General features: G+C 43.2%; 1 protein-coding gene. It reads right to left on the bottom strand.

The window, feature by feature from the left end; all coding sequences use genetic code 11:
* Nucleotides 1–175: 175 nt before the first annotated feature.
* On the bottom strand, nt 176–1,462 hold the full coding sequence (locus ASU35_RS04945; RefSeq protein WP_005805709.1) for an IS1380-like element IS613 family transposase: 1,287 nt from the start codon (nt 1,460–1,462) through the stop codon (nt 176–178).
* Between the last annotated feature and the right edge of the window lie 58 nt (nt 1,463–1,520).

The following is a 1,520-nucleotide window of genomic DNA, read 5'->3' as shown; positions in this document are numbered from 1 at the left end:
TATACCTCAAATCCGCAACTAAGCTCTTCAGCGTCCTTCTTGCGTCTAAACGTCCTCTCATCACTGAATTAGCAGATAAATTGAGGCTGAAATACCCACTTCTGCCCACAATATCCCCTTGCCCCACTATGCGACTTGAGGCAATACGCAGTATCATACCCATAAGTTGTAGGCGTTATCCAAAATCAGTCTGAAAAATATCTGCGTAAGCATTATTACAGGTATAGATATTCAGCACATACCGCCTTGATGTTCTGATCCACTTGGCTGGTACAGAGACAAACCTGAAGACAAACGCTTTTATGCGACTTGTTGCATTGAGTCCGAACCTCTTTACGTCAAGTCTGTGGATAATGGCCTTGTAGAAATTACGGATAAGTGCCGTAAGAAGAAGGAACACAGTGTTCTCTGCCATGAAGGATTTGGGCAATCTGTCCCACCCGAAACCATTGTTCATATCATCGAAGATACGTTCCTTTCCTCCACGAAGGTTATAGAACTCGACAATTTCTCTTGTGGAAGATTCATAGTCGTTAGTCAGGATACAACGGTATGTGTATTCTCCTTCCCAAAGATCCAGCACACCGTCCATCCGTTTCTGTCTTTGAATCACAAGTCGGTATGCTTTACCCTTCCACTTCTCAACAAGAATAGAGTTCAATTCGAACTCAATGCCATTGATTTCCTCAGTCTTCCAGCCTCTAAGAGCAAAGATGTCATTGTAGAGCGAACTGCAGCGGTTTGCGCGGATATAGAAGGATTTGCTGTGTTTCTCTATTTCCTCCACGATTTCCTCGGAACATGATCCACAATCAGCTCTGAAACGATTGATTGTAAGTCCGTTCTGCTCAAATCTCTCAAAGAATCTCTTCAGCGTGTCCTTCTGATGAAAACGAACGTTGGTGTTACCATCGCTATTCTCAATGCCAACAATCAAGTCGTCAATAACCGCCACGCCAGGGCGATAACCAAGGAACTTCTTGTATGTAGGCTTTGCATCATACTTCTCAGTCTCTATGAACTGATGGTCGAAATCAACATCATACATCTCGCCCTCTTTCAGTTGGCCGGATGCAAACATACAATTGAGCAGTAAGGTATTGAGTGTGTCAGCCGTGTTGAAATCGTAGTTCTTACCCGTATCTGATGTGTATGAGATGTTTCCTTGCGTCAGTTCCTTTATCGCTCTGAGGATAGTATCAGAACTACAAGTACGAAGTGTCGGATGGAGCGAGAGATGGTTCATCAAATGAGTAGTGACATCCTCAATGCATGAGCCACCACAGAAGTAGATACTCATGAGGGAACGGACGATTTCACTGTACTGATAACCGAACGAGCTACACCTTAGACCGAGTGTCGAGTCGATTACAGATGACAATGTGGAGTCAAATTGCTCCATGATTGAAAATATTCCTCCAAAAGGAGTGAGCTTCTCGGATTTTATTTGTATTTTTGCCATGCCTGATGAGGTTTTGTTTGATTATTTTTTTGCAACACTAAGTTAAGTGAATCCTCTG

Origin of the sequence: Acetivibrio ethanolgignens (assembly GCF_001461035.1) — a bacterium.
Classification (GTDB): Bacteria; Bacillota; Clostridia; order Lachnospirales; family Lachnospiraceae; genus Velocimicrobium; species Velocimicrobium ethanolgignens.
Note: the sequence above shows the minus strand (reverse complement) of the source record. Positions and strands in the feature narration are given on the sequence as shown.